Genomic DNA, 26,958 nt, shown 5'->3' on the forward strand with positions numbered 1-26,958 from the left:
TCACGGCGGTCCTCGCCGGGCAATCCTTCGTACCCGGTGCTACGTATTGGACTCATGCACCGAATCGGCGTTCCCCTGGAACGTATGCCCGACGAGGCGCTGCTGGCGGGCCTGATGACCGGTGATCCCGAGATCGCGGTGGCCTTCGTGCGACGCTTCCAGCACAAGATCTTCGGCGTGGCCGTCACCGTGACCGGCGACATCCACCTGGCCGAGGACATCGCCCAGCAGACGTTCGAACGGGCCTGCCGCTACGCGCAGGTGTACGACTCGCGGCGCGGCTCGGTCCGCACCTGGCTGACCGCGATAGCGCACAACCTCGCGATCGACGCCGTCCGGGCCCGCCGGACCGCCCCGCTGGATCCGACCGACCTGGATCCGCTGCTCGAAGCCTTCACCCACACCCCGGAACGCCAGGCACTGGCCGAGGAGTCCTCGGCGGAGCTGCGCAACGCCGTCGCCGAGCTACCGATCTCCCAGGCCCGGGCGATCGTGATGGCCGGGATCTACGGGATGACCGCCCAGCAGATAGCCGAGATCGAGCACGTGCCGCTGGGCACCGCCAAGACCCGGATCCGGGCGGCGATGGGCAAGATCCGGACCGCGCTCACCAGTCCCTGCCCGGAGCCCCTCCGGGGCGCCTCCTCCGACTCCACGCCGGGACCCCCCACGGAGCGGGTCGACCATGATTGACACCTTCCGGCTCAGCTGCGAGCAGCTCCACGAGATCGGAGCCGAGCTGGCGCTCGGGGTGCTGCCGGCCCGCGAGCGGGCGGCGGCGGTCGAGCACCTCCAGCACTGCCCCGGCTGCCGCGAGCACATCCGCGAGCTGGCGTTCGTCGCCGACGCGCTGCTCGACCTGATACCCGGCGAGGAACCGCCGGTCGGGTTCGAGGCCCGGACCCTCCAGCGGATCGGCATCGGCGTACCGCCCCAGCGCTCGCGCCGCCGCCGTCTGCGGCGGGCCTCGCTCGCGCTCGCCGCCCTCTCGCTGGCCGGCGCGGGCGGCTGGGCGATCGGCAACGCCACCGAGCAGCATCCCCCCGCCAACCCGGCCACCAGCGCCTCCGCCCTGGCCAGCGTGATGCTCACCGCCCACCTCGACGCCGGTGGGCACGAGATCGGCCAGGCCTTCGTCTTCACCGGCGGCTCGCCGTGGGTCTACCTGTCGGTGGACACCGACGGCATCATGGCCACCGGCACCATCCGCTGCGAGATCCAGCGCGGCGACGGCTCGACCGTCACCGTCGGCTCTTTCCCGCTCAGCGACGGCTACGGCCACTGGGCCGGCCCGTACCCCCCCACCTCCGCACCGGTCACCGGGATCCGCCTGGTCACCGCGGACGGCTCGGTGCTGGCCGCCGCCGCGCTGACCAACACGCAGCCGTCGTAGCCGTCGATCCCGTCGTGGCGGTCGGTCACTGCCGCGGCTCGGTCACTGCCGCGGGTCGGTCACCTGGCCGAGGAAGAGCGGCTGGCCGGTCGCGGTGTCGCGGATCAGGAAGAGGAACGGCCGGTCGATGTGCAGCTGAGCCGAGCGGGCGGGCGGCCGCACGGCCGTCGTGCCCACCGCGACCCCGCTGCCGGCCGCCGCCGTGGTGCCGGCCTCGTCCACCGAGATCCTGGCCTTCTGCACCACCGCCCCCACCCGCGGCTGCGGCGTGGTCCCGGGCGTCGGGATGCCGGAGAGGTCGGCGCCGGGGCCGAAGGCCGAGCGCAGGCCCAGCGCGGTCAGTGCCGGGACCAGGCTGTCGCCGGTCTCGAAGCCGAACCGGGGCAGCGTCAGGTCCACCGAGGCGTCGCTCAGGCCGCCGAGGATCCGGTCCAGCTCGGCGGCGTCCAGGCCGCTGCGGAACGCGTCCAGGCCGCCCTGTGCCGGGACGATCAGGTCCATCGCCAAGTCACCACCAGCGTAAGGGAGTTCCACCGCCTGCCAGGGCGCTCCGGCGCTGCCCTCGGCATACCGGAAGGTCGCGGTCTGGGCCATCGTGGCGACCTGCGGCGTGCTGCCGTCCAGCAGGTGGAACGGGCGGTCGGTGGTGGCGGCCTGCTCGAACGGGTGCTGCCACTGGGCCTTCAGGTAGAGCGCGTCGGTGAGCGCCAGCAGCGTCGAGGCGTCCACCGCGCCCGGACCGAAGAGGTCCTTGATCTGACCGTCCGTCTGCTGCTCGACCAGCGCGTTCACGGCCTTGCGGGCGCCGTCCGGGTCCTTGGCGAAGTCCGCGGTGCGCAGCCCGGTGTCGAAGGCCTGGGCCAACGTCTGGAGGTAGCCCGGCTGGACGGGGTAGCCCTGCTGGGTCCAGACGCTGTCGGCCTCCCGCAGGACCAGCGTCGGGGTCCGGCCGGCGCCGGCCGGCTGGGCGGCCCGGTCGAGCGCGCCCATCGCCACCGCGTACCGCTCGGGCGGGAGCGAGGTGTGCAGCACGGTCGCCAGCTCCTGCGCGGTGGTGCCACGGGCGCCGGGGAGCAGCATCGCCAGCGCGGTGGCCAGGCCGGACGGCGACAGCACCAGGTCCTGCTGCCCGCCCTGCGCGGTGAGCTGCCGGTAGAGGGCCACCCCGAAGGCGTCGGTCCCGGCCGCGGTCGCGGCCAGCTCGCCGGCCGCCGGCGCGGGCGGCGCGGCCGTGGCCGTCACCCGCAGCACCTGCGCGGCGGGCCGCGCGGTCGGGCCGCTCGCGCACCCGGCCACCGCCGCGGCCACCAGCAGCGCCGCCACCGTCCGTCCGACCCTCATTCCGCCCACCCCGCTCCACCGGCTCCGCGGGCGTCGCCGCGACGCCCGGCCACGCCGGTTGGACGTGGCCGCCCGGGAGCCGGTTCCGCGGGATTCAGCGCACGAGTTCCAGGCGCCGGTTGGCCACCGGCGCCGGGCGGCGGGCCGGCAGGCCGTGGTCGCGCAGCGGACCGACCCGCAGGCCCTGGTCCGCGCAGAGCTGCAACAGCCGGGGCAGCGCGCCCAGTGCCGAGCGCCAGGCGCCGGGGGCCGAGGTGACGTCCGAGTCGTGCAGCAGCACGGTGCCGCCGGCCAGCGGGGTGCGGGTGAGGGTGCGCAGCACCGAGTCCGGGGTCGCCTTGGCCGTCCAGTCCTGACCCCAGTGGGTCCAGAGCACCGGGGTCAGCCCCTCCTGCCGGGCCGCGTGGAGGGCGGAGGCGGTCAGCACCCCGTACGGCGGGCGGTACCAGCGCGGCTGCTGGCCGGTGACGTCGGCCACCAGGTCGCGCGCCCGGGCGATGTCGTCGCGGGTGGCCCGGGGGCCACGGACCAGCAGCGGCCGGTGCCGCCAGCCGTGCACCGCGACCTCGTGACCGGCGGCGACCAGCTCGCGGCCCAGTTCCGGGGCCTGTACCAGCATCCGGCCGAGCAGGAAGAAGGTCGCCTTGACCCCCGCCTTCTCCAGCTCCGCCAGGAAGAGCGGGGTGGAGGCCGGGTCGGGCCCGTCGTCGAAGGTCAGTGCGACGTGCCCGCGGTCGCCCGGGCCGCTCAGCCCGGGGGCGAGCAGCGGGCGCAGCGCGCCGAGCGAGGTCAGGGCGGGCAGGCTGTGCGCCACCGCCAGGCCGCCCGCCGCGGCCGCCAGCATGCGCGTGGTCCTCACGAGGCCACCTCCAGGAGTGGGACGGGAGCGCCGCCGGCCAGCTCGGCGACGACGTGGTCGGGTCCCGGCACCGGGCGCGCCGCCGGGACGGTCGGACCGGCCAGCGCCGCACGCAGCGCGCCGGCCAGTCGGCGTTCGTCGCGGATCCACACCGCGAGGCCGGCCTCGTCCAGCGCGGCCGCGTTGGTCACTCCGTGGCCCGGCAGGCAACGGTAGCTGACCACCGGGACGCCGCTGGCCATCGCCTCCAGCGAGGTGAGCCCACCGGCGTTCTGCACCACCACGTCGGAGGCGCGCAGCAGGGCGGGCATGTCGTCCACCCAGCCGAGCGCGACGCCCGCCCCGCTGCCGGCCAACCGCTCGCGCAGCGCCTCGTTGTGGCCGCAGACGGTGACCGGGACGGCCAGGCCGGTGGCGGCTATCTCGCGGGCCGTCCGCTCCACCTCGCCGACGCCCCAGGAGCCGGCGGTGACCAGGGCGATCGGCCCGTCCGCGGGCAGCCCGAAGCGGGTCCGCTCGCGCAGCCGCTCGGCCTCCGAGCGGGCCGGCCGACAGGCCGGGCCGACCAGCGGGCCGACCAGCTCCACCGCGGCGGCGCCGTGCCGGTCGGCCTGTGCGGCGGCCACCGGATGCAGGGCCAGGTGCAGATCGACGCCGTCGGCGACCCAGAGCGGGTGCACCGACATGTCGGTCAGGAAGGTGGCGACCGGCACGGTCACCCGCCCGCGCCGGCGCAGCCGGCCGAGCGCCTGGCTGGCCAGCGGGTAGGTGGAGACGACCGCGGCGGTGTCCGGGCCGATCACGGCCCGGGTCCGGCGACCGCCGGCGACCGCGAACAGCGCGCCGACCAGCCCGGACGAGGAGCGGTTCCGCTCCAGCCCGCGCAGCAGCCAACCCCAGGCCCACGGCGCGACCCGCAGCTCCAGCGCGTAGCTGCCGCGCAGCAGGCGCCCCCAGCCGCGCGGCAGCAGGTCGAGGAAGTCGTGGCACTCGGCTTCGAAGCCGGCTGCCCGCAGGCGGCGGACCAGTTCGCGGGCGGCTCCGTCGTGCCCCGCCCCCACGCTCGCGGACACCACGGTGATCCGGCGCGGCTTTGTCGACCGCATCAGGCTCCTTCCAGGACGGGCGCGGCGGCCCCCAGCGGGCCCGCTGCTCCCGTCGACTTCCTTGCATCGGGAGGGTTGCGACAGCGCGGGCTCGGAGAGCCTCACCACGGCCGACGGGCCGGCCCCGGGATCCCTTCCGGGGCCGGCCCGAGTCCCTCGGGCCGGCCAGGCACGTGACCGTAGGCCGCTCAGCGGGAGCGGACATGGACCCGCCACGAACGACGGGTGGCCGCTCCACGACGGCTCGGTGGTCCTCACCCGCCGCTGGGCACCCTGTCGACCGTCGCCGTTCCCGTCGACCGCCGTCCAGGACGTCCGGAACTCGTGCCCGGCTCGGCCCAGCATGGAACTCCGGAGCTGAAGGCAGGCTGAAGTCAGCTGAAGCCATCTTCAGGAAACCGTCACGCTCGGCTGCGATGCTGGCCGGCATGCGCGTACTGGTGGTGGAGGACGAACGGCGGCTCGCCGCGGCTCTGCAGCGGGGCCTTCAGGCCGAGGGCCTGTCGGTCGACGTTGCCCATGACGGCACCCAGGGCCTGTGGCTGGCCGGCGAGAACGACTACGACGTGATCGTGCTCGACATCATGCTGCCCGGCCTCAACGGCTACCGGGTCTGCGCCCGGCTGCGCGCGGCCGGCAACGACGCCGGGATCCTGATGCTCACCGCCAAGGACGGCGAGTACGACGAGGCCGAGGCGTTGGACACCGGCGCCGACGACTTCCTCTCCAAGCCCTTCTCGTACGTGGTGCTGCTGGCCCGGCTGCGAGCGCTGGCCCGGCGCACCGGGCGCCGCCGGCCACAGACCCTGGAGTTCGGCGACCTGGTGATCGACCCGGCCCGGCACAGCTGCACCCGCGGTGGCACGGAGATCCGGCTCACCGCGCGGGAGTTCTCGGTGCTGGAGTACCTGGCCCGGCGGGCCGGCGAGGTGGTGCCCAAGCGGGAGATCCTGGAACAGGTCTGGGACTCCGCCTTCGACGGCGCGCCCAACCTGGTCGAGGTGCACGTCAGCGCGGTGCGGCGGAAGATCGACGCACCGTTCGGGCGGTCCGCGCTGGAGACCGTGCGCGGCGCCGGCTACCGGTTGGCGACCGACGGTGGCTGAGGCGTCCACCGGCACCGCGCCGGCGCGCGGCTGGCGGCAGGGGCTGCGCCGGCTGCGGCCGATGACCGTGCGCTCCCGGGCCACCCTCGGCGCCAGCGCCGTCGTCGCGCTGGCCCTGGCGCTGGCCTCGCTGGCGCTGCTCGGCCTGCTCGACGCCAACCTGCTGCACAACGCCGAGAGCGACGCCCAGGCCCAGGCCGACGCGGTCGCCCAGCTGGCCGAGCAGGGCCACCTGGACCGGCTGCTGCCGCCCACCCACGGTGCCGACTTCCTCCAGGTGGTGGACGAGCACGGGCAGGTGCTCACCGCCAGCCAGAACCTGGCCGGCCGCCCGGCGATCTCGAACCACCGGCCGACCAGCCCGGGCACCGTGTTCAGCACCTGGAACATCAGCCCGCTCGGCTCGGACCACCGCCAGCGGGTGGTCCAGGTCACCAGCGCCACCCCGCAGGGCCTGGTCACCGTCTACGCCGGCACCTCGCTGCGGGACGCCGACGCCGCCGACGACACCACCGCCGCCGCGCTCGCGGTCGGCGTCCCGCTGCTGCTGCTCACGGTCGGCCTGGTCACCTGGTGGGTGACCGGGCGGGCGCTGCGCCCGGTGGAGGCGATCCGGGCCGAGGTGGCCGAGATCAGCGACCGCGACCTGCACCGCCGGGTGCCGGTGCCGCAGACCCACGACGAGATCGCCCGGCTGGCCGCCACCATGAACGCCACCCTGGACCGGCTGGAGTCCTCCGGGATCCGCCAGCGCCAGTTCATCGCGGACGCCTCGCACGAACTGCGCAGCCCGATCACCGTGCTGCGCACCCAGCTGGAGGTGGCGCTGGCGGTCCGCGATCGCGAGCTGTGGCCGGAGCTGATCAGCGGGGCGCTGGAGGACACCGCCCGGCTCCAGCAGCTGGCCGCCGACCTGCTGCTGCTGGCCCGGATCGACGCCTCCGAGCCGGTGCCGGACGGCCGGCTGGACCTGACCGCGCTGGTCCGCAAGGCGGTGGCCTCCCGGCGCGGCGACCGGGTGCCGGTGCGGGCCGAGCTGGCGTCGGGGATCGAGGTGGCCGGCAGCGGGCTCTGGCTCACCCGGCTGGTCACCAACCTGCTGGACAACGCGCAGCGGTTCGCCCACGAGCGGATCCAGGTCTCGCTGACCGTCGACGGGCCGGACCGGCGAACCGCCGTGCTGGAGGTCGTCGACGACGGCCCGGGCATCCCGGCGGCCGACCGCGAGCGGGTCTTCGAGCGGTTCACCCGGCTCGACGACGCCCGCAGCCGCGACCACGGTGGCGCCGGCCTGGGCCTGGCCATCGCCCGCGACCTGGCCGCGCACCACGGCGGCACGCTCACCGCCGAGGACTCCCCGCGCGGCGCCCGCTTCGTGGCCCGCCTTCCGGTCGCCTGAACCCCGACGTCCCCCGGACGCCCCACGGCCGACGGCCACCTGACGCCGGTCGGCCGGTTAGGGTCCCCGCAGGCGGATCGTCCCCCGGGCCGATCCGGTCGATCCGTCGTACGAATTTCCGTTATCCGTCCCGTCCTGGCGGCTCTCCCACAGTGGACGGGGCAGTTGACGCAGAAGGTGGGCACGGGTGGATACCGAACGGTACGGCGCGGCGGTGGCCGCGGCACAGGCCGGCGACCGGCAGGCCGGGCAGGAGCTGATCGCCGGTCACCTGCCGTTGGTCTACAACATCGTGGGCCGGGCGCTGAACGGCCACCCCGACACCGACGACGTGGTGCAGGAGACCATGCTGCACGCGGTGGACGGGCTGGCCGGGCTGCGCGAGCCGGCCGCGTTCCGGTCCTGGCTGGTGGCGATAGCGATGAACCAGGTGCGCCGGCGGCACCGGGCCCAGCAGGCCGCGCCGGCCCGCGGCGCGCTGGACGACGCCCGGGACCTCGCCGATCCGGGGGCGGACTTCGTCGGGGCGACCATCGTCCGGCTCGGCCTGGCCGGGCAGCGGCGTGAGGTGGCCGAGGCGACCCGCTGGCTGGATCCGGAGGACGGTGAGCTGTTGGCGCTGTGGTGGCAGGAGGCCGCCGGCGAGCTGGGCCGGACCGAGCTGGCCGGGGCGCTGGAGCTGACCCCGCAGCACGCGGCGGTCCGGGTGCAGCGGATGCGGGAGCGGTTGGACACCGCGCGGCTGGTGGTCCGGGCGCTGGCCGCCGCCCCCGGCTGTGCGGAGCTGGCGGCGTTGACCAGGCCGTGGGACCGGGTGCCGGCGGCGCTCTGGCGCAAGCGGATCGCCCGGCACGTCCGGGCCTGCCCGAGCTGCCGGGGCCAGGCCCACGACCTGGTGCCGGCCGAGGGGCTGCTGGCCGGGCTGGCGCTGCTCCCGCTGCCGCGCCACCCGCACACGGTGTCGACGTCCGGCTCGGTCCCGGCACCGGCCAGGACCGGAACGTCGGCCTCCCCGACGTCCGACGCCACACACCCGGGTCGGGCCGGCGCCGGACCGCGTCGCTCGCGCCGCCGCACCGCCACCACCGGCCACCGCACCACCACCGGCCACCGCCGGTCCGCCGGTGCCGGGCGCCGCCGCCGGACCACCACCAGCCGCCGCCGGCTGGCCGCGCTGGCCCTCGGCGCGCTCGCCACGGCGACCGCCGCCGGCCTGGTCTGGGACGGCCTGACCCCGGTCACCCACGACCCCGGCCAGACCGCCGCCACCGGACCGGTGCTCGGCCGGCCGGCCGCGCTGGACACCCTGGGGAGCGGCCTGCCCCCGGTCGCCGTCACCGTCCCGTCGAACCCCGTCCGTTCCGGCCCGGCGTCCCCCGACCCCGCCGGCACCGCCGTCGGCACGCCCAGTGCCACCGCCTCGCCGTCCGCCTCCCCCGCCACCACCACGGCGGCCCCGCCCTCCGCCGCACCGAGCACCACCGCGCCCGCCGTCCCGTCCGCCACGGCCGCCACCAGCGCCACCCCCGCCCCGCGCGCCGCCCAGAACCCGGCCAACGCGGCCAACGCCAACACCATCGCCACCTTCGCCCAGCAGGTGCTCGACCTGGTGAACACCCAGCGGGCGCAGAACGGCTGCGGCCCGCTGTCCATCGATCCGCAGCTGCAGCAGGCCGCCCAGGGCCAGTCCGTGGACATGGCGGTCCGGCACTTCTTCGACCACACCAACCCCGACGGCGCCGGCCCGCAGCAGCGGATCGACGCGACCGGCTACCACTGGAGCCTGTGGGGCGAGAACATCGCCCAGGGCCAGACCGACCCGGCCGCGGTGATGGGCAGCTGGATGAACAGCCCGGGCCACCGCGCCAACATCCTCAACTGCGGCTTCAAGCAGATCGGGATAGGAGTCCAGCTGGGCCCGGGCGGCCCGTGGTGGACCCAGGACTTCGGCGCCCCGGCCTGACCGGGCCGTCGGGGACGGCGGTCGGCCCCGCCCCCACCCGGGAGGCGGGGCCGACCGACCCGCGCTCACCCGGCCGACGGCACCGCGCCCGATCCGTCCAGGGCGACGGCCCCGGGTTCCTCGCCCGTCCCACCGCCGCCCTCCTGCTCCGGCACCGCCGCCCGGGCGTCGCCCGGCCCGCCGGGCAGGCCCTGCTCGCGGGCCAGCGTGAGGTGGGCGGCGCAGGCCACCACCACCCACCCGAGGCCGCCGCTGTGGGTGTACGCGTGTCCGGCGGTGTGCAGTTGCTGCTCGCTGCCGCAGTACAGGCAGGCGTTGGCGTGCAGCTGCTCGCCGCTCACCAGCAGCTGCTGGGCGGGACCGTCGATCGGGTGGTAGTCGATCGCGATCGGCGGGCGGGCGGCGGTGAGCTGGTGGGACGTCAGATCGGAGGTCATCGGGTCAGCTCCAGGGTGAGGTCTCCAGGGGCGGGGCGGACTCGGATCCGGTCACCCTGTGTGCCCGCTCGACTCCGTCCACGGACCCAGCCTGGCCCTGTCGGGCGCCGATCGCACCCTGGACGACGAGATTGGGCGGCCCTTTTCCCAACCCCGCCCCCGGCCCGCCCGCCCCCGGCCGCCGCCGGCCGCCCCGGTCGACCCCCTGCCGCCGGCGACCGGCCAGGTGAGAGTGTGTCAGCATGCCGACGAACCAAGTGCCCCAGCCGAACGAGCTGCCCCGCCAGCTCGCCCGCACCCGTCGCTTCACCCTGGGTGCCCCCACCACCTTCACCGTCACCGCGGACGGCGCGGGCCTGCTCTTCCTGCGCAGCCGGGCCGGCGACGACCCGTCGAGCTGTCTCTGGGCCCTCGACCTGGACAGCGGTACCGAGCGGCTGCTGGTCGACCCCGCCGACCTGCTCTCCGGCGCCGTCGAGCAGCTCTCGCAGGCGGAGCGGACCCGCCGCGAGCGCACCCGGCAGGCCGGCGGCGGCGTCGTGGAGTACGCCACCGACGCGGCGGCCGGGCTGGCCGTCTTCGCGCTCTCCGGCGACCTCTGGGCGGTGGACACCGCCACCGGCGCCGCCCGCCGGCTGCCCGCCCGGGCGCCGGTGGTCGACCCGCGGCCCGACCCGGCCGGCCGCCTGATCGCCTACGTCAGCGAGGGCGCGGTCCGGGTCATCGGCGCGGACGGCACCGGCGACCGCGCGGTCGCCGAGCCGGACGGGCCGGCCGTCGGCTTCGGCCTGCCCGAGCACGTGGCGGCCGAGTCGATGGGCCGGCACCGCGGCTACTGGTGGGCCCCGGACGGGTCCCGGCTGCTGATCGCCCGGGTCGACGAGGCCCCGGTCACGGTCTGGTACCTGGCCGACCCGGCCAACCCCGCCACCCCGCCGCGGGCCGTCCGCTACCCGGCGGCCGGCACCGCCAACGCCGAGGTCACGCTCTGGCTCACCGACCTGGACGGCAGCCGGACCGAGGTCGGGTGGGACCACGCCGCCTTCGAGTACCTGACCGCGGCCGGCTGGGACGCGCACGGCCCGTTCGCCGCCGTGCAGACCCGCGACCAGCGCACCGTGCGGCTGCTGGCGATCGACCCGGCCGACGGCAGCACCCGGACGCTGACCGAGCAGCGCGACGAGGCGTGGGTGCAGCTGGTCCCCGGCCTGCCCGCGCGCACCGCCGCCGGGGCCCTGCTCGGCACCGCCGACCTCGGCGACACCCGGCACCTGACCGTGGACGGCAGCCCGGTCACCCCGGCCGGGCTGCAGGTGCGCGCCGTGCTCGGGGTGGACGGCGACACCGTGCTCTTCAGCGCCTCCGCCGAACCCACCGAGACCCAGCTCTGGAGCCACCACCCGGAGACCGGCGCGCGGCGGATCGGCGAGGGGCCGGGCGTCCACACCGGTGTGCGGCGGGCCGGCACGCTGGTGTTGACCACCCGCTCGCTGGACCGGCCGGGCAGTCGGACCGAGGTGCTCCGCGCGGACCGACCCGCGCTGTCCGTGACCTCGCACGCCGAGCACCCGGTGCTGCCGCTGCGGGTCGAGCTCGCCGCGGTCGGCCCGCGCGAGCTGCGGACCCTGCTCTTCCTGCCGTCCTGGCACCGCGCCGGCGACGCGCCGCTGCCCGTGCTGCTCGACCCGTACGGCGGGCCCGCCGCGCAGAAGGTCGTCCACGACCAGAACGGACACGCGTTCGTCTCGCAGTGGTTCGCCGAGCAGGGCTTCGCGGTACTGGTCACGGACGGCGCCGGCACGCCCGGGCGCGGGCCGCGCTGGGAGCGCGAGATCCACCGGAACATCCTGGGCCCGGTGCTGGCGGACCAGGTGACCGCCCTGCACGAGACCGCCCGGCAACGCCCGGAGCTGGACCTGTCCCGGGTCGGCATCCGCGGCTGGTCGTTCAGCGGGACGCTCGCCGCGGCGGCGGTGATGCGGCGGCCCGACGTCTTCCACGCGGCCGTCTCCGGCGCACCGGTGACCGACCAGCGGCTCTACGACACGCACTGGCGTGAGCGCTTCGTCGGCCACCCGGACGAGCAGCCGGAGCGCTACGACGCGGAGTCGCTGCTGCTCGACGCGGAGCGGCTGAGCCGGCCCCTGCTGCTGATCCACGGTCTGGCGGACGACAACGTGGTCGCGGCCAACACGCTGCGGCTCTCCGGCGCGCTGCTGGCGGCCGGCCGACCGCACGAGGTGCTGCCGCTGAGCGGGGTGACCCACCTGGCCGGGGGCCCGGGGTTCGGCAACCTGCTCGGGCACCAGCTGGAGTTCCTGCGCCGGCACCTGGGCGGCACGATCGGCCGCCGGTAAACACTCGGGAGGATCAGAACACTCGGAAGAGTCGGGGCTTCCGGGAGTGTCAGGGCTTTCGGGAGAGTCAGGGTTGGACGTCGCTGCGGCCGGACACCCAGGCCAGCGCGGCCCGCACTCCGCGGGCGTGGTCCCGTTCCTCGGCGCCGAGCCGCTCGTCCTGCTCGCGGACCTGGGCGGCCTGCTGCTCGGCGCCGAGCTGTGCCGGGCACGGGCCGTCCGGTCCACTGGCCACGCTCTCGGTTATCGGCGCCAGCGGACTTCGGCTGAGCGCCCAGCGGTAGCCGTCCAGCGCCCCGCGGTGGAACCGAGAGGCCTCGAACGGGGGATCTCCGATGTACTCGAGACGCGCGAGCGCGTCCTCAACCTGCTCCCGGGAACGCGCCCCGACCCGGGACGTCACATCGTGGCTGGTCATGAGGGCAGGTTAAGCACGCCGTGGGAACCGGGGCGCCCCCGGACGGCCAATCCGGCGAACGGTGGACACCGATCCGCCGGCTCTCCCGGGTGCGCGAAGGACCGTTTCGGCTCCACACTCGTTAGGCAGGGCCATTCGGCCGACCGCTCCGACCAACGGAGGCAAGCCATGTCCGAGCCCATCAGCGAGGCACCCACGCCCGACCACCTGTTGCACTCCGGGGGCGAGCACCCGGTTGACCCGATCGACCTCGTCATGGCGCGCGGGCAGGACCCCACGCCGGAGCGGATCGAGAAGGCCCGGCAGGCCCTGGAGCGGGACGGCGCCCGAGCCGTCGAACGCCTGCTGCCCTGATCCCGCGGGCTCGGCCCCCGGGCGGGGCCGAGCCCGTAACCGGCCGCGGCGGCGGCTCAGCGCCGCAGCCGCGGCAGCACCAGGTGCCTGACGAGCAGCGCCACCACCAGTGCCCCGACCGCGATCAGCAGGTAGAGCTGGTAGCGCAACGACTCCCGGTAGACCTGGTCGATGTGGTCGCCGGCCGCGTACCCGGCACCGGCCCAGACCCCGGTCCAGATCGCGGCACCGAGCGCGTTGAAGGCCAGGAACCCGCGCCAGGGCATCTCGGTGATGCCCGCGATGATGCCGTTGGTCTGCCGCAGGCCGTCGATGAAGCGGGCCATGGTGACCACCTTGCCGCCGTTGCGGGCGAAGAACTCCTCACCGCGGTGCAGCCGCTCGGGGGTCAGCAGCACGTACCTGCCGAACCGGTGCACCAGCGCCCGGCCGCCGGAGCGGCCGATCAGGTAGCCGGCGCAGTCCCCGGCGAACGCGGCGGCGACGGCGACCGCGATCACCCCCGCCAGGTTCAGCTTCCCGGCGCCCGCGTAGACCGCGGCCAGGATCAGCACGGTCTGGCCCGGCACCGGGATCGCCGCGTTGTCGAGGAAGACCAGCAGCCCGACGGCCGCGTAGCCGTAGTGCTCCAGCAGCGGCGCCAGCGCCGCCAGCGGGCCGGGCAGCTCCGGGCTGCTGGACATGGAGGCCTCCCGATGCTCCGTGGACGCACATTGTCGCAGGCTTGTGACGTTCTTCGCGCGCCGATTGGTCCGATTTACTCATAATCGATGCTTAGGCTCTGAGGCATGTCTGCGTCGCACCAAGGCTCGTTCGTACACAAGGCCCGGCTCGCCGCCAAGCTGCTGAGCGTCAGCGCGGTGGCCGGCGTGCTCACCGCGGGGATCGCGATGCCCGCGGTCGGCGGTCTCGGGCTGGGCGCCAAGGGCGCCATCGAGGACTTCAACAGCCTTCCGGACGACTTCATCGCGCCACCGCTCACCCAGGCCTCGACGATCTACGACGCCAACGGCGGCGTGATCGCCACGGTCTTCGACCGGGACCGCACGGTCGTCCCCAGCGACCAGATATCCCCGCTGATGAAGTCCGCCCTGGTCGACATCGAGGACAACCGCTTCTACCAGCACGGCGCGATCGACCTCAAGGGCGTGCTGCGGGCGATCAGCAACAACGCCAACGGCGGCGGTGTCCAGGGCGCCTCGACGATCACCCAGCAGTACGTGAAGAACGTCTTCGTCGAGGAGGCCGGCAACAACCAGCAGGCGGTCCTGGCGGCCCAGGCGCAGACCATGGGCCGCAAGATCAAGGAGATGAAGTACGCGATCCAGGTCGAGGAGACCCTCTCCAAGGACCAGATCCTGACCAACTACCTGAACATCACCTTCTTCGGTGAGCAGGCGTACGGCGTCGAGGCGGCCTCCGAGCGCTACTTCAGCGTCCACGCGAACCAGCTCACGCTGCCGCAGGCCGCCCTGCTGGCCGGCCTGGTGCAGTCGCCCAGCGGGTACGACCCGATCGCCAACCCCAAGGCGGCCAAGGAGCGGCGGGACACCGTCCTGCAGAAGATGGCCCAGTACGGCACGATCACCCAGGACCAGGCCAACCAGGCGATCGCCACCCCGATCCAGCTCAACCCCACCACGCCCCAGCAGGGCTGCATCACCGCCCAGCAGGGCGAGGGCTTCTTCTGCGACTACGTGAAGCAGACCGTGCTGAACGACCCGGCCTTCGGAGCCACCGCGGCCGACCGGTCGTCGCTCTGGTCGCGCGGCGGGCTGCAGATCCACACCACCCTGGATCCGAAGGCGCAGGCCGCGCTGCAGGCTTCGGTCACCAGCCACGTGTACGCCTCGGACAAGGCGGCCACCGCGATGACCATCGTCCAGCCGGGCACCGGCCAGATCCTCGCGATGGGCCAGAGCCGTCCGTACGGCTTCAACGCCAACCAGACCACGATCAACCTCAACGTCGGCAAGTCGATGGGCGGCGGCCAGGGCTTCCAGCCCGGCTCGACCTTCAAGCCGATCGTGGCGGCGGCGGCACTGGAGAACGGCATCGACCCGTCCCAGAGCTACCCCTCGCCGTACAGCGAGACCTGGCCGGCGATGACGGACTGCGACGGCAACAAGTACCCGGCGAGCGGCCAGGTGCACAACGACTCCACCTCGCTGGTCGGCCCGTTCGACATGAGCCAGGCCACCGCGCTCTCCGTCAACACCTACTACGCCTCGCTGGAGGGCGACACCGGGCTCTGCAACGTCGTGCAGATGACCAACAAGCTCGGCATCACCCAGCAGGCCGGCGGCCAGAAGCTCAGCGCGGTCCCCTCGATGGCACTGGGCAGCAACAGCCTCACCCCGCTGGACATGGCGAGCGTCTACGCGGCCTTCGCCGCGCACGGCTCCTACTGCACGCCGACCGCGATCGCCTCGGTGACCACCGCGGACGGCAAGTCGATCGCGGTGCCGCAGGCCAACTGCACCCAGGTGATGTCGCAGAACACCGCGGACTCGATCACCACCATGCTCAAGGGCGTGGTCCAGGACGGCACCGGCACCACGGCCGGCCTCACCGACCGCGACAGCGCGGGCAAGACCGGGACCACCGACCAGAGCAAGCAGGTCTGGTTCGTCGGCTACACGCCGCAGATGGCGGGCGCCACCGTGGTCAGCGACACCGACAAGATCGCCCCGCTGAACGGGCAGAGCATCGGCGGCCAGGTGGTCGGCCAGGCCTTCGGTGGCACGCTGGCCGGCCCGATCTGGCGGGACGCGATCAGCGGCGCGCTGAAGGGCGTACCGCCCACCCCGCTGGCGTCGGTGCCGCTGCCGTAGCGGTCGGCCGACAGCGCTGCGCTGCCCTGCTCCCCTCGGGGGGCAGGGCAGCGCCTTTTTGCTGCCCCGGCGGACCATTGACAAAGCATCATGGAAATGGCTTTCATTTCCATGATGGCTCTTCCTGCCGTCCGTACCTTCTGCCTCCTACCTTCTGCCCCCGGAGCTCTCCATGTCCCTCACCGTCTCCCCCGACCTCCTCGCCCAGGCCGAACAGGGCGAGGTGGACGAAGCCGACTTCGTCGACACCATCCGCACCTCACTCCCCTACGCCTACCAGCTGATCGAGCAGTTGACCGGCGAACTCGGCACGTCCGGCGGCCCGTTCGCCGACAACACCGTCGAGCCGCCGTCCGACGCCGAACGCGGCCAGCTGCTGCGGGCGTTGGCGAGCGACGCGATCCGGGGCAGCCTGGAGCGGCACTTCGGGGTCCGGCTGGCCTTCATGAACTGCCACCGGGTCGCGGTCTTCCCGCTCGGCGCCGAACAGGGCGACGCCTACCGGAAGTTCACGTCCATCCGGTCGCAGCTCCTCAACCAGACGCCCGAACTGCGCAGTTGCTGACGGGGAAATGACGGTGGCCCGGTGCGAGGAGACTCCCCTCCTCGCACCGGGCCACTGCCACCACCGCTGCCCGGGCCTCAGCCCTCCAGGTCGCCGGCCCCCGGACGGACCGCCGCGACGGCCGCGCCCAGCGCCTCCTTGATCCGCGGACCGAGCCGGGCGAAGCCCAGCTCCTTCATCGCCGCACGCAGCAGCTCGTCGTCGGTGCGCTCGACGGTGTCGCCGTCGATCCACCGCACCAGCGCCACCAGCTGCTCCGGCGTGTACGCGGTCACCGGCCGCCCGGCCACCACCTCGGGCTTCCGTGGCCGCCGCACCCGCTTGACCGGCGCGGGCTCCACCTCGGCGACCGGCGCCGGCTCCACCTCGACCGCCACGGCCTCGGCCTCGGCCGTCACGGACACCGCGACCTCGACGACCACCGGCTCCACGGACTCGGGCTCGGGCTCGGGCTCCTCGGCGACCACCGGCTCGGCGACCACGACAGCCTCAGCGATCACGGACTCCGCAGGCTCAGCCACCACCGCGTCGGCAGCGGCGTCCTCCCCGTCCTCGAGCTCCGCAACGGCAGCCGGTTCCGCGGGCTCGACCGCCTCCACGACCACCGGCTCGGCGGTCTCAACCGCCTCAGCCTCCTCCTCCACCGGCTCCACCGCGGCCGGCTCCACCTCCGCGGCAGCCGGCTCCACCGCGGCCGGCTCCACCTCCTCCTCCACCGGCTCCACCGGAGCAACCTCGACCGCAGCCGGCTCCACCTCCACCGGCGCAGCCTCCACCGGAGCAACCTCGACCGCGGCCGCCCCCTCGGCCTCCGGCTCCGCCACCACGTCCTCACGGGACTCCCGGGGGCCGGCCGCCAGGGCACTGCGCGCCGCGGCCTCCGCCTCACCCGTGTGGCGCCGGTACGCGGCCTCCGCCGCCGAACGGTCGGCGCGGCCCGCCGTCAGCCCGGCGAGCAGCTCGCCCAGACCACCGGCCTCCAGCCCCTCCCGCAGGGTGCGGAGTTCGGGCAGGCGGTAGAGGGTGCCCTCGTCCGCGGCCAGCCGGTCCACCAGGTCCGCCAGGTCGTCGAACGGGAGCATGGTCAGGTCCCCCTCCGGCAGCAGCCGGTCCAGCTTGCGCAGCCCGGCGGCCAGCGCCTCGGCCGCCTGCGCCGCGGCGTCCACCAGCTCACCGTCGAGCGCCCGCACGCCGGGGGCCGTGCCGGCCGCGCCGGTCGCCCACAGCGCCCACTCCGACCGCTCGGCCAGCGCGGCGACCAGCGCCTCGTGCAGGACCTCGCGGCGCGGCCGGTCGGCGGCGGCCAGCCGACGCGCCTCGGCCCGCAGTCGGCGGCGCCGGCCCCAGGAGAGCTTGATCCCGCGTTCCCGGCGCCAGTTGCTGGTGGCGGTCGCCGCCGCCAGCGCGTCGAGGTCGGCCTGGTAGGCGTCCACGCGCAGCGTCGCGGCGGTGTCCTGGACCCTGCGCACCAGCGCGACCAGGGCGTTGACCTCGGTCGCGGTGCCGGGCTCGCGCAGCGCGGCGACGGTGGCGAGCCGGGTGGCCGCCTCCCGGGCGCCGGCGAGGTCGCCACCGCGGATCTCGGCGAGGGCGGTCGACGCGGCCCGCGCCTCCTCGGGGCCGGTCACCGAACCGGCCGCGGCGTACCAGGCGTGGGTCTCGGCGACGAGGGTGGTGCCGCCCAGCTCGACGTAGCGGAGCAACTCCTCGCGGAGGTCCGGCCCGGGGTGTCCGGCAGGACCGGCCGACCGGTCCTGAGGCGGTACATCAGCGTTCTGCACAGGAAGTACTGTCATGGGAAGTCCGGTTCGTGGCGAGGGGCGGAGGGTCAGGACGGCTGCAACGAGGCCGACCCACCGGTTTCGGTAGGTCAGAATACGGGTGAGCGTTCGAGCCATGCACGTACCGACCACCCAGCTGCCACTGTGCCGCGCCCGAACCACCCTCACCGGCGCTGACACGCGCGAGCCCCCACCGAACGCCGCATCGCGGAAGCGTATTTCTGACCATCACACAGTTACCTCCCCGCCACCGGGTGCGACAGCTCCGCCCGGTCCGCCACCCCAAACGTCGGCCCGGCCGACGTTCACGGCAACGACAACGCTCCCCGGGTCCCGTCCCACGGGCAGCCGCCACCACCCCGTGCCCCATCGGCGTCCCCACCGGCGGCGGGCGCCGGGGCCCGCACGGATAGGCTGGGCGAAAGTGTTCGTGGAGAGCCGAAGGGGAACGACTGTGAGCCTGTACGACATCCCGCTGCGCACCCTGGCCGGGGCGGACGCCTCGCTGGCGGACTACCGCGGCAAGGCGCTGCTGCTGGTGAACGTCGCGTCCAAGTGCGGGCTGACGCCGCAGTACGCGGGGCTGGAGCGGCTGCAGGAGCGGTACGCCGAGCGCGGGTTCAGCGTGCTGGGCTTCCCGTGCAACCAGTTCGCGGGCCAGGAGCCGGGCAGTGCCGAGGAGATCCAGACCTTCTGCTCGACCACCTACGGCGTGAGCTTCCCGCTGTTCGAGAAGCTCGACGTGAACGGCGCCGACCGGCACCCGCTCTACGCCGAGCTCACCCGCACCGCCGACGCCGAGGGCCAGGCCGGCGACGTGGCCTGGAACTTCGAGAAGTTCCTGGTCGCCCCCGACGGCACGGTGGCAGCCCGGATCCGCCCGCGCACCGAGCCCGAGGACCCGGCGCTGCTCGCCTCGATCGAGGGTCTGCTGCCCGCTTAGGGGCCGGCGGTCCGGCGGATCCTTCCGGCCCCGCGACGCCGGAGGACCCTAGGACGACACCAGCAGGCGGGTGCCCGGCGGAAGGGCGCCCGCCCGCTGTGCCGCCGCGAGCTGCGCCGGGAGGGCCGCGCGCAGGGCGGCGGCGGCGCGGGTCAGCGGCAGGTCGCGGCCGTGCGCCACGGCGATGGTGCGGCCCAGGCCGGGGGCGGCGAACGGGGTGACCGTCAGCCCGGAGCGGGCCGCCACCATCCCCGGCAGCACCGCCGGCCCCAGCCCGGCCCGGACGAAGCCGAGCACCGCGTCCATCTCACCGCCCTCCACCGCGAACCGCGGCTCGAAGCCGGCCGCCCGACAGGCGGCCAGGGTGGCCTCCCGAAGGTCGTAGCCCTCGCGGAACATCACCAGCGGCTGGTCCCGCAGATCCTCGATCCGGGCCCGCCGACGCCGCCCACCGCGCGGAGCGGCCGTCGACACCAGTACCAGGTCCTCGTGCAGCAGTTCGGTGACCACCAACCCCCCGAGCGGGGCCCCGGCCTCCGGCGTGATGATCAGCGCGAGGTCCAGCTCGCCCGCCGCCAGCGTGCGCACCAGGTCGCGCGAGCCGTCCTCACGGATCTGCAGCTCCACGCCCGGGTGCGCGGCCCGGTAGGCGTGCAGCAGGTCGGGCACCAGGCTGACGCAGAGGCTCGGCGGCGCGCCCAACCGGACCCGGCCTCGCCGCAACTGCACCGTCTCCTGCACCGCCCGGCGGGCGGTCTCGGAATCCGTCAGGATCCGCCGGGCCAGTGGGAGCAGCGCCTCGCCGGCGTCCGTCAGCGCCACGTTGCCGCGCGTGCGATGGAACAGCTCGGCACCCAACTCCCGTTCCAGGGAGCGAATCTGCTGGGAGAGCGAGGGCTGGGCGACCCGCACCAGCTCGGCCGCCCGAGTGAAGTGCCGGGTCTCGGCGACGGCCACGAAGTAGCGGAGCTGCTGGAACTGCACACCAGCCATCATAGGCATCCCCTATCGCGGTGAGCTCCACCATGTCTTGGACGCGTGCCCACCCCGCTCCCTAGCGTGGTGGACATGGCACTGGCGACCGGGACGAGCCGACGTCCCTCCACTGTGGCGACCCTCTGGCGGTCGACCGTCGGCAAGAAGGCGGCGATGGCCATCAGCGGCGCGGTGCTGCTGCTGTACCTGGTGCTGCACATGCTCGGCAATCTGAAGGTCTTCTTCGGGCCGGACGACCTGAACGGCTACGCGGGCTGGCTGCGCACCATCGGCGAGCCGGCCCTGCACCACGGCTGGTTCCTCTGGATCGTGCGGGTCGGCCTGGTGGCGGCGGTGGTGGTGCACGGGGTGGCCGCCTACCAGCTGAGCCGGCGCGACCTGGCGGCCCGCCCGCGGAAGTACGCGCACCCCCGGCCGCGGGCGAGCTACGCGACCCGGACGATGCGCTGGGGCGGCGTGATCCTGGCGCTGTTCGTGGTCTGGCACATCCTCGACCTGACCACCCTGACCGTGAACCCGCACGGCGAGCCCGGCCACCCGTACCAGAACGTGGTGGCCGCCTTCTCCACCTGGTACGACGGCGGCGTCTACTGTGTCGCGATGCTCGCGCTCGGGCTGCACGTCCGGCACGGCTTCTGGAGCGCCGCGCAGACCCTGGGCCTCAACAACCCGCGCCGTGACCGGGTGTTGAAGCTCACCGCGAACGTCCTGGCCGGCGTGCTGACGGCCGGGTTCCTGTCCGTCCCGATCGGCGTGATGACCGGAGTTGTGCGATGACCCGCGAGCCAGAGAACCACGAGCCGCCGAACCCCGAGCCGGGGAACTACCCGGGCTACACCGAGGGCGCGCCGATCGCCGACTCCAAGGCGCCCACCGGGCCGATCGAACTCCGTTGGGACCAAAGGAGGTTCGAGGCGAAGCTGGTCAACCCGGCGAACCGGCGCGGCCGGACGGTGATCGTGGTCGGCACCGGCCTGGCGGGTGCCGCGGCCGGCGCGACACTCGCCGAACAGGGCTACCGCGTGGTGCAGTTCTGCTTCCAGGACTCACCGCGCCGGGCCCACTCGATCGCCGCGCAGGGCGGCGTCAACGCCGCCAAGAACTACCGCAACGACGGCGACTCGATCCGCCGGCTCTTCTACGACACGGTCAAGGGCGGGGACTTCCGCGCCCGGGAGTCCAACGTGCACCGGCTGGCGCAGGTCTCGGTGGAGATCATCGACCAGTGCGTGGCACAGGGCGTGCCGTTCGCCCGCGAGTACGGCGGTCTGTTGGACACCCGCTCGTTCGGCGGGGTCCAGGTCTCCCGCACCTTCTACGCCCGCGGCCAGACCGGCCAGCAGCTGCTGCTCGGCGCCTACCAGGCGCTGTCGCGCCAGATCGCGGCCGGCGCGGTGGAGATGCACCCGCGCACCGAGATGCTGGACCTGCTGGTGGTGGACGGGCGGGCCCGCGGGATCATCGCCCGCGACCTGGTGACCGGTGCGCTCACCACCCACCTGGCGGACGCCGTGGTGCTGGCCACCGGCGGCTACGGCAACGTCTTCCACCTCTCCACCAACGCCAAGAACTCCAACGCGACGGCGATCTGGCGGGCGCACCGGCGCGGCGCGTACTTCGCCAACCCGTGCTTCACCCAGATCCACCCGACCTGCATCCCGCGCTCGGGCGAGCACCAGTCGAAGCTGACCCTGATGAGCGAGTCGCTGCGCAACGACGGGCGGATCTGGGTGCCGCGCACCCCGGGCGACAGCCGGCCGCCGGCCGAGATCCCGGAGGCCGAGCGGGACTACTACCTCGAGCGGGCCTACCCCTCGTTCGGCAACCTGGTGCCGCGCGACATCGCCTCCCGGGCCGCCAAGAAGGTCTGCGACGAGGGGCGCGGGGTCGGCCCGGGCGGCCAGGGGGTCTACCTCGACTTCGCCGACGCCATCGCCCGGTCGGGGCGGGCGGCGGTGGAGGCGAAGTACGGCAACCTCTTCGAGATGTACCAGCGGATCACCGCCGAGGACCCGTACCGGGTGCCGATGCGGATCTATCCGGCCATCCACTACACGATGGGCGGGCTCTGGGTCGACTACGACCTGCAGACCACCGTGCCCGGCCTCTTCGCGATCGGCGAGGCCAACTTCTCGGACCACGGCGCCAATCGGCTCGGTGCGAGCGCGCTGATGCAGGGCCTCGCGGACGGCTACTTCGTGTTGCCGCCGGTGCTCAACGACTACCTGGCCGGCCTGCGGGCCGAGCCGGTCCCCTCCGACCACCCCGAAGTCGCCGCCGTGACCGCCGAGACGGCCGACCGGCTGGCCCGGCTGCTCGCCGTGGACGGCGACCGCACCCCGGACTCCTTCCACCGCGAGCTGGGTGAACTCCTGTGGGAGTACTGCGGGATGGCCCGGACCGAAACCGGGCTGCGCAAGGCACTGGCCCGGGTCCCGGAGCTGCGTGCGGAGTTCTGGCGCCGGATCAAGGTGCCGGGCACCGGCCAGGAGCTCAACCAGGCACTGGAGCACGCGAATCGGCTGGTCGACTACCTGGAACTGGCCGAACTCATGTGCCTGGACGCGCTGCACCGCACCGAGTCCTGCGGCGGGCACTTCCGCGAGGAGAGCCAGACCGCGGACGGTGAGGCGGCCCGCCGCGACGAGGAGTTCGGCTATGCCGCGGCCTGGGAGTTCACCGGCCCGGGCAGGGCACCCACGCTGCACCGAGAGCAGTTGGCCTTCGAGTACGTCCACCCCACCCAGCGGAGCTACACATGAACCTCACCCTGCGGATCTGGCGGCAGGCCGGGCCGGACGCACCCGGCGCGCTGACGAGCTACCAGGTCACCGACGTCAGCCCCGACATGTCGTTCCTGGAGCTGCTGGACACGCTCAACGAGCAGCTGATCCTGCGCGGCGAACCGCCGGTCGCCTTCGACCACGACTGCCGGGAGGGGATCTGCGGCGCCTGCGGGATGGTGATCAACGGGCAGGCGCACGGCCCCGAGCGGACCACCACCTGCCAGTTGCACCTGCGGCACTTCCGGGACGGCGACACCATCGACGTCGAGCCGTGGCGGGCGGCCGCGTTCCCGGTCGTGAAGGACCTGGTGGTGGACCGCTCGGCGTTCGACCGGATCATCGGCTCGGGCGGCTACATCACCGCGCCGACCGGCAGCGCGCCCGACGCGCACGCCACACCCGTCCCCCGGGAGGCGGCCGAGCTGGCCTTCGAGCACGCCGAGTGCATCGGCTGCGGTGCCTGCGTGGCGGCCTGCCCGAACGGCTCGGCGATGCTCTTCACCGCGGCCAAAGTGGTGCACCTGAACGTGCTGCCGCAGGGCGCGCCGGAGCGCGGGCGGCGGGTGCGCTCGATGGTGGCGGCGATGGACGCGGAGGGGTTCGGCGGCTGCACCAACACCGGGGAGTGCGCGACGGCCTGCCCGAAGGGCATCCCGCTGAGCGGCATCGCGACGCTCAACCGCGAGTTCCTCCGCGGCGGACGGTAGGCCTCAGGGTTCTCGTCATACCTGAGGAGGAGGCCCGCCCGCGCCGTCCCGTCGGCTGGGGTTCGGGCAACCGTTCGGCGGGGCGACTGAACGGGCCGATCCGGGCAACAGGATGGACGGGAGCACATTCCCGCGATCCCAGGAGCCCCCATGAGCACCACCATGACTGCCGTCGGAGCCGCCGCCACCGCCACCGGACTGAGCAAGGTCTACGGCGCCGGCGAGACCCGGGTGGTCGCGCTGGACGCCGTGGACGTGGCCTTCCGCCGCGGCGAGTTCACCGCGATCATGGGCCCGTCCGGCTCCGGCAAGTCCACCCTGATGCACTGCATGGCGGGCCTGGACACCGCGAGCGCGGGCTCGACCAGGATCGGTGAGACCGAGCTGGTGGGCCTCTCCGACAAGGAGCTCACCCGGCTGCGCCGGGACCAGATCGGCTTCGTCTTCCAGGCCTTCAACCTGCTGCCGACGCTCACCGCGCTGGAGAACATCACCCTGCCGCTGGACATCGCCGGCCGCAAGGCGGACCGGGCCTGGCTGGACCGGGTGGTGGAGACGGTCGGCCTGTCCGGCCGGCTGTCGCACCGGCCGAGCCAGCTCTCCGGCGGCCAGCAGCAGCGGGTGGCCTGTGCCCGCGCGCTGGCCGGCCGCCCGGAGATCGTCTTCGCCGACGAGCCGACCGGCAACCTGGACTCCCGCTCGGGCGCGGAGATCCTCTCCTTCCTGCGCAACTCGGTGCGTGAACTGGGTCAGACCGTGGTGATGGTGACCCACGACCCGGTGGCCGCCTCGTTCGCCGACCGGGTGGTCTTCCTCGCCGACGGCCGGATCGTCGACGAACTCGCGCTGCCCACCGCCGACAGCGTGCTGGACCGGATGCGCCGGTTCGACGCCAAGGGCCGCACCAGCTGACTGGCCGTCAGCCACGTCCGCCCGGTACCGAACCCGACGATCTCGCAGAACTGAGAGCCATGTATCGCACCGCCCTGCGCAATGTGCTGGCCCACAAGGCCCGGCTGCTGATGACCACCCTCGCCGTGCTGCTCGGCACCGCCTTCGTGGCCGGCACGCTGGTCTTCACCGACACCCTCGGCAGCGCCCTGAAGTCGCAGAACGCCAAGAGCTACACCGACATCGCCGTCACGGTCGCCGACAACTCCGCGGTGACCACCGGCTACGACCGCGCCGGCAGCGCCCAGAGCAACGTGCACCTCACCGAGGCGCTGCGGCAGAAGATCGCCACGCTGCCCGGGGCCGCCCAGGCCCGCGGTGTGGTGAGCGGCTTCGCCGGCATCGCCGACCGCAAGGGCTCGCTGATCGGCGACGGCTTCTCCACCACCGGCACCAACTTCGTGCCGGGCCCGGACGGCCAGGACCCGCGCTACCCGCTGGTCGAGGGCCGCGGCCCGACCGGTCCGGGTGAGGTCGCGCTGGACGCCCACACCGCCCAGAAGGGTGGCTTCAAGGTCGGCGACACCGTGCGGGTGGCCGTCAACGGCCCGGTGATGCAGCTGAGGCTCACCGGCATCCTGCGCACCAACGACCCGCGGATCTCGGCCGGCGGCTCGCTCGCCGCGTTCGACACCGCCACCGCGCAGAAGCTCTACCTCGCCCCGGGCCAGTACGACGAGATCGACGTCCAGGGCGCGCCGGGCACGGACGCCGACGCGCTGCTGGCGCGGCTCAACAGCACGCTGCCGAGCGGCGGTGACTTCAGCGCGCAGACCGGCAAGCAGCTGGAGGCCGACCAGCAGCAGCAGATCACCCAGGCCACCAAGCGCCTGAGCCAGGCGCTGCTGGTCTTCGCCGGGATCGCGCTCTTCGTCGGCGTCTTCATCATCGCCAACACCTTCACCATGCTGGTCGCCCAGCGCACCAAGGAGCTGGCGCTGCTGCGCGCGGTCGGCGCCGCCCGCCGGCAGGTCACCCTCTCGGTGCTGGCCGAGGCGCTGCTGGTCGGCGCGTTCGCCTCGGTGGCCGGTCTGGCTGCCGGGACCGGGATCGCGGCCGGCTTCCGCGCGCTGCTGAACGGGCCGATGGACGCCGGCCTGCCGGACGGCCCGCTGGTGATCTCCCCGACCACCGTGCTGACCTCGGTCGCGGTCGGCGTGCTGGTGACCGTGCTGGCCGCCTGGCTGCCCGCGGTCCGGGCCTCCCGGATCCCCCCGGTGGCCGCGATGAGCAGCGGCGACCAGCCCGCCACCCAGAAGAGCCTGCGGCTGCGCAACACCGTCGGCATCCTGCTCACGCTGTTCGGGGCGGCCGTGATGGCCGCGGGGACGGCCGGCAAGGCCACCATGACGGTCGGCTTCGGCGCCGCCGCCACCCTGCTCGGCGTCTTCGTGCTCACCCCGCTGCTGGCCCGCCCGCTGATCGCGCTCGCCGGTCCGGCGCTCTCCCGGCTCTTCGGCACGCCGGGCAAGCTGGCCCGGGAGAACGCGCTGCGCAACCCGCGCCGCACCGCCGCCACCGCCTCCGCGCTGACCATCGGCGTCACCCTGATCACCGCGCTGACCGTGGTCGGCGCCTCGGTCAACCACGCCGTGGACACGTCGAGTCCGACCGACCGGAAGGCCGACTACACGGTCTCGATGGCGAACTTCTCGATGCTCGCCCCCGAGGTCGGCGACGAGATCGCCAAGGCGCCCGGGGTGGCCGCCAGCAGCGTGCTGCGCACCATGCCCCTGCAGGTCGGCGACTCCGCGAAGAGCGGCTCCGGGACCAGCGGCTCCGGGACCAGCGGCTCCACGGACAGCGGCACCGCCGACGGCCCGCAGTTCCGCCTGGCCAACGGCGTGGACCCGGCCACCATCGGCCAGCTCGCCACGCTGACCGTCCGGGCCGGCTCGCTGGACGCCCTCCAGCAGGGCCAGGTGCTGCTGGACCAGAGCTACGCCAAGCAGTCCGGCCTCGGGGTGGGCAGCACGGTCTCCTTCGGCTACCCGGACGGCACGCCCGGCAAGCTGGTGGTCGGTGGCGTGCTCGCCGACAGCACCCTGTTCTCCGACATCCTCGCGCCGGACGCCGTGATCGCCCCGCACGACAACGGGCACGGCCCGGACCAGGTACTGGTCAAGGGCGTCGACGGACCGACCGGCGCGCTGCGGCAGGCGCTCAAGGACGCCACCGGCGGCAACCCGCTGATCTCGGTCAAGGACCAGCAGGACATCCGCGACGAGTCCCGCGAGATGGTCACCGCGGCGCTCAACATCATGTACGGGCTGCTCGGGATGTCCGTGGTGATCGCGGTGCTCGGCGTCGTCAACACCATGGCGATGTCGGTCTTCGAGCGGCGCCGGGAGATCGGCATGCTGCGCGCGGTCGGCCTGGACCGTCGCGGGGTCAAGCGGATGGTCCGGCTGGAGTCACTGCTGATCGCGCTGCTCGGCGGGGTGCTCGGGGTGCTGCTGGGCGTCCTGATCGCCTGGGCCGGCACCGGCACCCTCGACATGAAGGGGCTCAGCATGGTGGTCCCGCCGCTGCCGATCGCCGGCTTCCTGCTGGCCGCCGTGCTGGTCGGGCTGCTGGCCGCGGTCTGGCCGGCCCGCCGAGCGGCCCGGCTGGACATCCTGGACAGCATCAGGACCGGCTGACGGATGATCAGTACCGTGTG

Annotated in this window: 23 protein-coding genes; 15 read left to right on the forward strand and 8 right to left on the reverse strand. The window is 74.1% G+C overall.

Annotated features, from left to right (window positions below; genetic code table 11):
* The first annotated feature begins 84 nt into the window (after positions 1-84).
* Complete coding sequence (locus ACIGXM_RS19410; protein WP_396562407.1) at positions 85-693, forward strand: RNA polymerase sigma factor; 609 nt, start codon at positions 85-87, stop codon at positions 691-693.
* Positions 686-1,393 (forward strand): hypothetical protein, encoded by a 708-nt coding sequence (locus ACIGXM_RS19415; RefSeq protein WP_396562409.1) that lies wholly within the window; start codon positions 686-688, stop codon positions 1,391-1,393. Before ACIGXM_RS19410 ends, ACIGXM_RS19415 begins: the two co-directional genes overlap by 8 nt.
* Before the next feature lie 42 nt (positions 1,394-1,435).
* Here the strand turns inward: ACIGXM_RS19415 and ACIGXM_RS19420 are convergent, their stop codons facing one another.
* The 3 genes from ACIGXM_RS19420 to ACIGXM_RS19430 all read right to left on the reverse strand — a co-directional run bounded on the left by ACIGXM_RS19420 (position 1,436) and on the right by ACIGXM_RS19430 (position 4,699).
* Positions 1,436-2,734, reverse strand: coding sequence for a serpin family protein (locus tag ACIGXM_RS19420; RefSeq protein ID WP_396562411.1), 1,299 nt, complete (start codon positions 2,732-2,734; stop codon positions 1,436-1,438).
* Between the two features lie 94 nt (positions 2,735-2,828).
* Positions 2,829-3,593 carry a polysaccharide deacetylase family protein gene (locus tag ACIGXM_RS19425; protein WP_396562413.1) on the reverse strand — a complete coding sequence of 255 codons (765 nt, stop codon included), beginning with the start codon at positions 3,591-3,593 and terminating at the stop codon, positions 2,829-2,831.
* Positions 3,590-4,699 carry a glycosyltransferase gene (locus tag ACIGXM_RS19430; RefSeq protein ID WP_396562415.1) on the reverse strand — a complete coding sequence of 370 codons (1,110 nt, stop codon included), beginning with the start codon at positions 4,697-4,699 and terminating at the stop codon, positions 3,590-3,592. Before ACIGXM_RS19430 ends, ACIGXM_RS19425 begins: the two co-directional genes overlap by 4 nt.
* Before the next feature lie 428 nt (positions 4,700-5,127).
* Here ACIGXM_RS19430 and ACIGXM_RS19435 point away from each other — a divergent pair, with 428 nt between their 5' ends.
* From ACIGXM_RS19435 to ACIGXM_RS19445, 3 genes are all read left to right on the forward strand, one after another.
* Positions 5,128-5,805, forward strand: a complete 678-nt coding sequence (locus tag ACIGXM_RS19435; RefSeq protein ID WP_396562417.1) for a response regulator transcription factor — start codon at positions 5,128-5,130, stop codon at positions 5,803-5,805.
* Positions 5,806-5,866: 61 nt separating this feature from the next.
* Complete coding sequence (locus tag ACIGXM_RS19440; protein ID WP_396562564.1) at positions 5,867-7,204, forward strand: sensor histidine kinase; 1,338 nt, start codon at positions 5,867-5,869, stop codon at positions 7,202-7,204.
* Positions 7,205-7,391: 187 nt separating this feature from the next.
* Positions 7,392-9,167 (forward strand): sigma-70 family RNA polymerase sigma factor, encoded by a 1,776-nt coding sequence (locus tag ACIGXM_RS19445; protein WP_396562419.1) that lies wholly within the window; start codon positions 7,392-7,394, stop codon positions 9,165-9,167.
* Between the two features lie 65 nt (positions 9,168-9,232).
* Here ACIGXM_RS19445 and ACIGXM_RS19450 read toward each other — a convergent pair whose 3' ends face one another.
* The gene (locus ACIGXM_RS19450) at positions 9,233-9,604 is read right to left on the reverse strand and encodes a hypothetical protein (protein WP_396562421.1); all 372 of its coding nucleotides are present in this window, start codon (positions 9,602-9,604) and stop codon (positions 9,233-9,235) included.
* A gap of 242 nt (positions 9,605-9,846) precedes the next feature.
* On the opposite strand from ACIGXM_RS19450, the gene ACIGXM_RS19455 reads away from it, so the two are divergent.
* Positions 9,847-11,961 (forward strand): prolyl oligopeptidase family serine peptidase, encoded by a 2,115-nt coding sequence (locus ACIGXM_RS19455; protein WP_396562423.1) that lies wholly within the window; start codon positions 9,847-9,849, stop codon positions 11,959-11,961.
* Positions 11,962-12,028: 67 nt separating this feature from the next.
* Here ACIGXM_RS19455 and ACIGXM_RS19460 read toward each other — a convergent pair whose 3' ends face one another.
* Complete coding sequence (locus ACIGXM_RS19460) at positions 12,029-12,379, reverse strand: hypothetical protein (protein WP_396562425.1); 351 nt, start codon at positions 12,377-12,379, stop codon at positions 12,029-12,031.
* Positions 12,380-12,547: 168 nt separating this feature from the next.
* Between ACIGXM_RS19460 and ACIGXM_RS19465 the strand changes: the two genes are divergently transcribed.
* The gene (locus ACIGXM_RS19465; protein ID WP_396562427.1) at positions 12,548-12,733 is read left to right on the forward strand and encodes a hypothetical protein; all 186 of its coding nucleotides are present in this window, start codon (positions 12,548-12,550) and stop codon (positions 12,731-12,733) included.
* A gap of 56 nt (positions 12,734-12,789) precedes the next feature.
* Here the strand turns inward: ACIGXM_RS19465 and ACIGXM_RS19470 are convergent, their stop codons facing one another.
* Positions 12,790-13,416, reverse strand: a complete 627-nt coding sequence (locus ACIGXM_RS19470) for a DedA family protein (RefSeq protein WP_396562429.1) — start codon at positions 13,414-13,416, stop codon at positions 12,790-12,792.
* Positions 13,417-13,521: 105 nt separating this feature from the next.
* Here ACIGXM_RS19470 and ACIGXM_RS19475 point away from each other — a divergent pair, with 105 nt between their 5' ends.
* Positions 13,522-15,567, forward strand: a complete 2,046-nt coding sequence (locus ACIGXM_RS19475; RefSeq protein WP_396562430.1) for a transglycosylase domain-containing protein — start codon at positions 13,522-13,524, stop codon at positions 15,565-15,567.
* Between the two features lie 172 nt (positions 15,568-15,739).
* Complete coding sequence (locus ACIGXM_RS19480; RefSeq protein WP_396562432.1) at positions 15,740-16,132, forward strand: SCO5389 family protein; 393 nt, start codon at positions 15,740-15,742, stop codon at positions 16,130-16,132.
* 77 nt (positions 16,133-16,209) lie between these two features.
* Here ACIGXM_RS19480 and ACIGXM_RS19485 read toward each other — a convergent pair whose 3' ends face one another.
* On the reverse strand, positions 16,210-17,913 hold the full coding sequence (locus tag ACIGXM_RS19485) for a hypothetical protein (RefSeq protein WP_396562434.1): 1,704 nt from the start codon (positions 17,911-17,913) through the stop codon (positions 16,210-16,212).
* A 454-nt stretch (positions 17,914-18,367) separates the two neighbouring features.
* Between ACIGXM_RS19485 and ACIGXM_RS19490 the strand changes: the two genes are divergently transcribed.
* The gene (locus tag ACIGXM_RS19490; protein ID WP_396562436.1) at positions 18,368-18,856 is read left to right on the forward strand and encodes a glutathione peroxidase; all 489 of its coding nucleotides are present in this window, start codon (positions 18,368-18,370) and stop codon (positions 18,854-18,856) included.
* Between the two features lie 48 nt (positions 18,857-18,904).
* On the opposite strand, the gene ACIGXM_RS19495 is transcribed toward ACIGXM_RS19490, so the two are convergent.
* On the reverse strand, positions 18,905-19,840 hold the full coding sequence (locus ACIGXM_RS19495; RefSeq protein ID WP_396562438.1) for a LysR family transcriptional regulator: 936 nt from the start codon (positions 19,838-19,840) through the stop codon (positions 18,905-18,907).
* A gap of 84 nt (positions 19,841-19,924) precedes the next feature.
* Between ACIGXM_RS19495 and ACIGXM_RS19500 the strand changes: the two genes are divergently transcribed.
* The 5 genes from ACIGXM_RS19500 (at position 19,925) to ACIGXM_RS19520 (ending at position 26,938) form a co-directional block, all read left to right on the forward strand.
* A complete protein-coding gene (locus tag ACIGXM_RS19500) occupies positions 19,925-20,629 on the forward strand; it encodes a succinate dehydrogenase cytochrome b subunit (protein WP_396562440.1) in 705 nt (234 codons plus the stop codon).
* Positions 20,626-22,614: a fumarate reductase/succinate dehydrogenase flavoprotein subunit gene (locus ACIGXM_RS19505; protein WP_396562442.1), complete on the forward strand. Its 1,989-nt coding sequence runs from the start codon at positions 20,626-20,628 to the stop codon at positions 22,612-22,614. Before ACIGXM_RS19500 ends, ACIGXM_RS19505 begins: the two co-directional genes overlap by 4 nt.
* The gene (locus tag ACIGXM_RS19510) at positions 22,611-23,345 is read left to right on the forward strand and encodes a succinate dehydrogenase/fumarate reductase iron-sulfur subunit (RefSeq protein ID WP_396562443.1); all 735 of its coding nucleotides are present in this window, start codon (positions 22,611-22,613) and stop codon (positions 23,343-23,345) included. The genes ACIGXM_RS19505 and ACIGXM_RS19510 overlap by 4 nt, the downstream gene beginning before the upstream one ends.
* Before the next feature lie 150 nt (positions 23,346-23,495).
* Entirely contained in the window at positions 23,496-24,257 is a 762-nt protein-coding gene (locus tag ACIGXM_RS19515) for an ABC transporter ATP-binding protein (protein ID WP_396562445.1), read from the forward strand.
* Positions 24,258-24,316: 59 nt separating this feature from the next.
* The gene (locus tag ACIGXM_RS19520; protein ID WP_396562447.1) at positions 24,317-26,938 is read left to right on the forward strand and encodes an ABC transporter permease; all 2,622 of its coding nucleotides are present in this window, start codon (positions 24,317-24,319) and stop codon (positions 26,936-26,938) included.
* Positions 26,939-26,958: the final 20 nt, after the last annotated feature.

It is taken from the genome of Kitasatospora sp. NPDC052896 (genome assembly GCF_044547075.1).
In the GTDB taxonomy this organism is placed as follows: Bacteria; Actinomycetota; Actinomycetes; order Streptomycetales; family Streptomycetaceae; genus Kitasatospora.